Annotated in this window: 8 protein-coding genes; 6 read left to right on the forward strand and 2 right to left on the reverse strand. The window is 68.1% G+C overall.

The window, feature by feature from the left end:
- Window positions 1-3: 3 nt before the first annotated feature.
- Both ASG29_RS15855 and ASG29_RS15860 read right to left on the reverse strand, forming a co-directional pair.
- On the reverse strand, window positions 4-2304 hold the full coding sequence (locus ASG29_RS15855; RefSeq protein WP_235532967.1) for a putative bifunctional diguanylate cyclase/phosphodiesterase: 2301 nt from the start codon (window positions 2302-2304) through the stop codon (window positions 4-6).
- Window positions 2305-2312: 8 nt separating this feature from the next.
- Complete coding sequence (locus tag ASG29_RS15860; protein ID WP_055986519.1) at window positions 2313-2906, reverse strand: hypothetical protein; 594 nt, start codon at window positions 2904-2906, stop codon at window positions 2313-2315.
- Between the two features lie 90 nt (window positions 2907-2996).
- On the opposite strand from ASG29_RS15860, the gene ASG29_RS15865 reads away from it, so the two are divergent.
- The 6 genes from ASG29_RS15865 to ASG29_RS15890 all read left to right on the forward strand — a co-directional run.
- Window positions 2997-3872 carry a DUF3034 family protein gene (locus tag ASG29_RS15865; RefSeq protein WP_055986524.1) on the forward strand — a complete coding sequence of 292 codons (876 nt, stop codon included), beginning with the start codon at window positions 2997-2999 and terminating at the stop codon, window positions 3870-3872.
- On the forward strand, window positions 3872-4333 hold the full coding sequence (locus ASG29_RS15870; RefSeq protein WP_055986525.1) for a group I truncated hemoglobin: 462 nt from the start codon (window positions 3872-3874) through the stop codon (window positions 4331-4333). Before ASG29_RS15865 ends, ASG29_RS15870 begins: the two co-directional genes overlap by 1 nt.
- Window positions 4334-4609: 276 nt before the next feature.
- Window positions 4610-4831: an antibiotic biosynthesis monooxygenase gene (locus ASG29_RS15875; protein ID WP_055986528.1), complete on the forward strand. Its 222-nt coding sequence runs from the start codon at window positions 4610-4612 to the stop codon at window positions 4829-4831.
- Between the two features lie 102 nt (window positions 4832-4933).
- Window positions 4934-5167 carry a hypothetical protein gene (locus tag ASG29_RS16520; RefSeq protein ID WP_200932548.1) on the forward strand — a complete coding sequence of 78 codons (234 nt, stop codon included), beginning with the start codon at window positions 4934-4936 and terminating at the stop codon, window positions 5165-5167.
- A gap of 18 nt (window positions 5168-5185) precedes the next feature.
- Window positions 5186-6163, forward strand: a complete 978-nt coding sequence (locus tag ASG29_RS15885; RefSeq protein WP_055986536.1) for an alpha/beta hydrolase — start codon at window positions 5186-5188, stop codon at window positions 6161-6163.
- 138 nt (window positions 6164-6301) lie between these two features.
- A partial coding sequence (locus ASG29_RS15890; RefSeq protein WP_156458093.1) for an SDR family NAD(P)-dependent oxidoreductase occupies window positions 6302-6582 on the forward strand: 281 nt, incomplete at its 3' end.

Here is a 6582-nt window from a genome sequence, read left to right on the forward strand (position 1 = left end):
CGCCTACGCGCGGACGGCGACGGGGGCGCGTTGCAGGTTCAGGAGCGCGGTGGACGCGTCGATCCCCAGCGGGCGACCGAACAGATAGCCCTGCAACGTGCTGCACCCCTGCAATTCCAGCTGCGCCAGCTGACCGTCGTTCTCCACCCCTTCCGCGGTGGTTTCCATATGCAAGGCGGTCGCCAAGTCGACGATCGCCTTCACGATCGCCGCCGCGCTGGGGTCGTTCGCGATGTTGGCGACGAACGACTGGTCGATCTTGATCTTGTCGAACGGAAAGGCGCGCAGGTAGCTGAGCGAGGAATAGCCGGTGCCGAAATCGTCCAGCGCGACGCGCACGCCGATCTTCCGCAACATGCCCAGCACCTGCTTCACGCTGTCCTGCCCCTCCAGGAACACCGATTCGGTGATCTCTATCTCCAGCCGCCCGGGCGCCAGCCCGCTCTGCGCCAGCGCCTGCATCACGATGCTGCGGAAGCCGGGCGAGCGGAACTGGATGGGGGAGACGTTGACCGCGACGCGAATATCCTCCGGCCAGCGGCTGGCGAGGCGACATGCCTCGTGCAGCACCCATTCGCCGATCGCGACGATCAGGCCGGTCTCCTCCGCCACGGGGATGAATTCCACGGGCGGGATGAAGCCGCGTTCGGGGTGGGGCCAGCGCAACAGCGCCTCGAACCCGCAGATCGACGCGCTGCCGCTGGCCACGATCGGCTGGAAATGTAGCTCCAGCTGCCCGGTGCGGATCGCGACGCGCAGGTCGCTTTCGATCCGGCGGCGGCGGCGCGCGGCCTCGTCCAGCGAGGGTTCGAAGAAGCGATAGGCGCCGCGACCGTCCTGTTTCGCGCGATACAGCGCCAGGTCGGCGTTCTTGACCAACGTCTCCGCGCTCGTGCCGTCGGCGGGGTAGACGGAGATGCCGATGCTGGTGCCGATCGCCAGCACCTGTCCGTCGACGTCCAAGGGTTCCAGCATCGCGTCCAGGATCGATTGCCCCAGCCGGCGGGCGCGGCCGCGATCCTCGCTCTCGGTCACCACGATGCCGAATTCGTCGCCGCCCAGCCGCGCGACCATTGCATCCTCCGCCAGGTCGCCCAGCAACCGCGCGACGCTGCGCAACAAGGCGTCGCCGACGGGATGGCCCAAGGTATCGTTGATGCCCTTGAACCCGTCCAGGTCGAGGCACAGGATCGCTACCTGCTCCCCCGTCCGCGCCGCGCGCGACACCGACTGGTCGAGCGCCTGGTGGAAGAAGGTGCGGTTGGGCAGGTCGGTGAGGCCGTCGTGGAAGGCGAGGTGCGTGATTCGCTCCTCGCGCTCCTTGATCCCGCGCGACATGCGGTTGAACGAGGTCGCGAGGCGCCCGATCTCGTCATCGCCCTCCACCGCCACCTCGGTACGCTCGCCGTCCTCCAGCCGTCGCGCGGCGCGATCGAGCGCGGCCAGCGGGCGGGCGATCCCGCGCGCCAGCCGCCCGCTGCCCAGCACGATCACGATCAGCCATGCCAGCCCCGCCAGCACCAGCCCGATCTGGATCGAGCGATACGGCGCCATGGCGCGGTCCATCGGGTAGCTGAGCAGCAGGGCCGCCTGCGCGCCGCCGTCCGGCCCCGCCATCGGCTTCAGGATCGCGAAGCTGCGCCCGGCGGCGGTCGCCAGCATCGCGACGGTCGACGGGGCGGTGTCGCCCGGCAGGATCGTCGTCCCGTCGCTCCACCGGCCGTCGGGGCGGCGGATCACCAGGGAGGCGGTGAGCGGGATCGCGGACAGTCGCTCCAGCGCGTTCATCTCGCGGTCGTCCATCGGCAGGACGAACGCGATCCGGCCGATCTGCAACGGCGCCATCACCGGTGCGGTGACGATGCGGTAGACGCGGCCGTGCATCGCCACGACCGTGTCGCGCACCCCGGCGTCGACGTCGGTCAGCCCCGCGATGCGCCCGCGCAGCGGCCCGGCGTCGCCGATCACGCCGCCCGCCTGGTCGATCAGCACCGCATGCGGCACCTCCGCACGGGTGCGCAGGCTGTCCAGCGCGGACGCGATCGTCGCGGTGTCGTTCGTCGCCACCGCGGCGCGGAAGCCGAAATCGCGCGCGACTACGTCCGCCGCGCCGGTCAGCGACCGCTCCTTCACCTGCCACAGCCGGTCGTACACGGTGCCGCTGGCCGCCAGCCCGTCCGCCGCCGACCGCTGCGCCCCGTCGCGGATCATGATCTGCGCCGTGACCGCAAGCGCGATCAGGCCCAGCGTGAACAGCCCCGCGTACAGGACCGTCAGCCGCGTCCTGAGCGTGCCGAATCGCACCGCGGCCCTCACCGGCGAAGCCGGACCGCGGTCGTCAGCCCGGCGCCGCCGACCGCCGCGGGTTGCGACAGGACGTTGCCCGACGCGCGGATCGACGGATGCCATACGGACAGCGTCCCGCGGCCCGCGGCGTCGACGTCGATCCGCACGCGGCCGTCCGCGCCCGTGACCGCCGCATAGGGTGTGGCGACGACGTAGACGACGCCGTTCATGGCATCGTGGATGTTGCACCCCAGCGCCACCGCCCCGGCGCGATCGAACGATATGCTGCGATTCTCCTCGCGCCCGTACAGTTTCAGGTCGAACTTGCGCGGTGCGGAGAAGGAATAGACGTGGTGGCGCACGCGATCGAGGTTGGGGAAACTGACCGACGCGCCGACCGGCACGATCAGGATATGCGGCGCGAAGGCGATGTTCTGCTGCTTCATGACATAGGGGCCGCGCGGCACCGGCGCGGCGACGCCCGGCATCGCCAGCGTCACCACCGCACCCTCCAGCGGGCGACCGTCGAAGCCGGTCACGGTCACCACCACGGGGGACGCGCCGGCCGCCACCGGCAGCAGGGCGAGAGCGGCGACGGCGGAGAGCAGAAGGATGCGCATACGCGCTGCGTTAGGGCATGTTGCTTTCGCGACCGTAAAGGTTCGCGGCGTTAACCATGTCTTTGCGCCTTCCCGCCAAAAGCCGTGGCCATGAACCGCATCATCCTCACCGGCGCGGTGGCGCTGGCCGTCGCCGCCACCCCCGCGAGCGCAGGCGGCAGCCGTCGCGCGGGCGGCAAGCTGCTGCTGACCAACGGCGTGACGACGGTGGAGGGCAGCTCGGGCGGCGGGCTGTCGACCTGGGCGGTGATCGCGGGGAACGAGACGCGCGACGGGATCGGTGCGTCGGCGCATGCCACGCTGGTCGCGCTGCCCGATTTCGACCTGGAATCCTTCGGCGCGGCGGTCGGAATCGCCGATCGCGTCGAGCTGTCCTACGCGCGGCAGAGCTTCGACACGCGCGCCGCGGGCGCCGCGCTGGGGCTGGGTCGCGGGTTCACGTTCGGGCAGCACGTCATCGGCGCGAAGGTGCGCGTGATCGGCGACGCGGTGTGGGAACAGGACCGCTGGCTGCCGCAGATCGCGGTGGGCGTGCAGCACAAGCGCGCGGATCGGGGCGCGGTGATCCGCGCGGTCGGCGGGCGCGAGGACAAGGGCACCGACCTGTACGTCGCCGCGACGAAGCTGCTGCTGGCGCGCAGCCTGCTGCTGAACGGCACGGTGCGGTTCACGAAGGCGAACCAGTTCGGCCTGCTCGGCTTCGGCGGCGATCGCGGCGCGGCGCACAAAGCGCAGGTGGAGGCATCCGCCGCCTATATGCTCAGCCGCCGCATCGTGGTAGGCACCGAATATCGCACGAAGCCCGACAACCTGGGCTTCGCACGCGAACAGGACGCGTTCGATGCCTTCGCCGCCTGGGCGGTGACACGCAACGTGTCGCTGACCGCCGCCTATGTCGACCTCGGCGACATCGCGACCGTGCGCAAGCAGCGCGGCGCGTTCCTCTCGATCCAGGGAGCCTTTTGATGATCCTCGCCCTCGCGCTGCTGGTGCAGGCGCTTCCCGCCGGCGAGGAGCCGGTCGATCCCTATGTCGTGTCGAACGCCAATGCGGGCGCGACGCCGGTGGCCGATCCGGCGCTGTGGCGCGCCTTCCACGAGGGGCCGGGCGTCGGCCGCGTGGTCGACGGAATGGTCGACCGCGTGCAGAAGGACGCGCGGATCGCGGACATCTTCAAGGGGCAGGACCTCGTCCGCCTGCGCCGCGTCCTGCGCGAGCATTTCTGCCACATCCTGGGTGGCGGGTGCGATTACACCGGGCGCACGATGAAGGATGCGCACAGGAACCTGGGCGTCCAGCGCGCGGACATGGGCGCGCTGGTCGAGAACCTCCAGGCGTCGATGCGCGCGGAGGGCGTCCCGTTCGCGGCGCAGAACCGCTTCCTCGCGAAACTCGCGCCGATGCACCGGGACGTCGTCGAACGCTGACGCGGGGACCGCGATCCCACGCCGGGGCCGCCCGCGAAATAGTTGGAAACGGGTTGGCGGATCGGCTGCTCTGCTGGCGGGGAGCGTTCCAGAGCCGGATGCTGGCCGATACGGCATCACTCCGGCCGCGAACTCCATCTCCTCCGATGCTGTGCGGCGGGCTTCGGCTTTGCGGTGCTGACCGAAGCCCACTTCGCGCCTTCGCGGCTGTAGCGTTCGATCTCGAACGTGCTGCGAGCACGAGCTTCCACACGGGCCGCGTGTCGCGTCGGCCCGATGCCGCCCGACGCCGTTCGCCAGATCGATGGGTGCAACGGCGTGGCTCTTTACCAGGACATGGAGAACCAGTCGGTTTTCCTTTTTCCGGAACGATGGCGTTCGGCGGATGCGCACAAGGCGAGCGGCAAATTTCTGGCTGATCTGCTGTCGCCGATAAAAACGGCGGTCGCGACGGCGCCGGAGAGCCGTTCGATGCGCCCCGTCGTGCGGGGGAGATAAACTCGCCCTATCCAAAGATATGTGTATTCGGCCGCCCGTTGCCCAAGAATATCACCCGAGCGAGGCCGCCGACGAAAACAGACGATAAACTGGAGAACCGGGATGCAGTCGTTCGGCAAGGTCGCCATCGTCACCGGCGCAGGAAGCGGCATGGGCGCCGACGAAGGCGAAGGGGGCGCAAAGGTCGTCCTGACGGATCTCACTGCGGCGGCTGGTCGCGACGTCGCTCCGGAAATCGGCGGTGACGCCGTGTTCGTCGAACATGACGTTTCCAGCGAAGGAAGCGTCCAAGGTCGAAAACGGATCCTGAACGGTATCCCCATCGCCCCTGCATGACCTTTCCGGAGAACCGACATGCCCCTCAATCCCGCGCTGAAAGCCATGTTCGACGCACAGAATTCTCCGACACTGATCCCGGAGGGCGTCGATCCCGCACAGATGCGCGAAACGGTTCACGCCATGATGCAGGAGAATTGCTTCGCCTTTTCGGTTCCTGTGCCGGCGGTGGCAACCAAGCGCGACCTGACGATCCCTGTCGACGGAGGGAAGATCGGCGCACGCCTGTACCGAAATATTTCCGGCGACGCGATCCTGCCCTGCCATGTCTATTATCACGGCGGAGGCTTCATCGTCGGCGCGCTGGAGCATTTCGATGACGTATGTCGTCGGCTGGCCGGCGAAGCAGGCTGCGTCGTCGTCTCCGTCGACTATCGTCTCGCGCCCGAGCATCGCTTTCCGATCGCGGCCGAGGACAGCTATGCTGCGCTGCTGTGGGTAGTGGACAATGCCGGTGCACTTGGGATCGATCCGGCGCGGCTGTCGGTGGGCGGGGTCAGTGCCGGCGGCGGTCTTGCCGCCGTCGTCGCGCAACTCGCCCGCGATCGCAAAGGTCCGCCGATCCTCGCGCAGGTCCTCGACATTCCCGTCACCGACTTCACCCATGCGCAGGCACTGAGCTTCGAGGACGAAGGCATCACCATCGCGCCCGAAAAGGGATATGGCCCGATGTATCTGCGCGACGAAGCGGACGCGCACGACCCCCGCGCCTCGCCCTTGCTGGCAGTGACGCTTGCAGACCTGCCGCCCGCACTCGTGATCTGCGCCGAATATGACCAGTTGCAGCCGGAGGGGGAGGCTTATGCCCGCCGTCTCGCAGATGCCGGTGTGCCCACCACCTATGCCTTCTGGGAGGAGCAGATCCACGGTTCCCAGACGTTCGACCGCCTCATGCCGGAGGAAGCAGCCGCCTATCGCGCGCAGATCACCGAATTCCTGCGCAACGCCTATGCCGACGCGGCCACGCCCGGCTCAACGGCAGAAACCATGTCGTAATGGCGCTGAAGGAAAAGCGCGAAACATATCATTCGATAGGTGCCGGGCGACCATCATCATCGGATCAAGGCGATACACGATCGATATTGATCCGAATGAGAGCGGGTCAGTTCCGCAATGAAAAAGAGAGGAGCTAGAATGGAACCCCTTATGCAAGGCAAGGTCGCCATCGTCACCGGCGCCGCTTCGGGAATCGGTGCCGCCATCGCCCTGCGCATGGCGGAGGCTGGCGCGAACGTCGTCGTGGCGGACGTCAATCTGGACGGTGCAGAGACGATCGCCACGCAAATCCGGGAAACCGGTGGCTCTGCGGACGTATTCCAGATCGACATTTCCGACGAGGCGCGCGTCGCTGCTGACGTGCTCCCCAAAGCTCTACCAGTCATAACTGGAGTCCGGGGTTGGTATGGTGCCCCTCG

The organism is Sphingomonas sp. Leaf412, assembly GCF_001425405.1.
In the GTDB taxonomy this organism is placed as follows: Bacteria; Pseudomonadota; Alphaproteobacteria; order Sphingomonadales; family Sphingomonadaceae; genus Sphingomonas.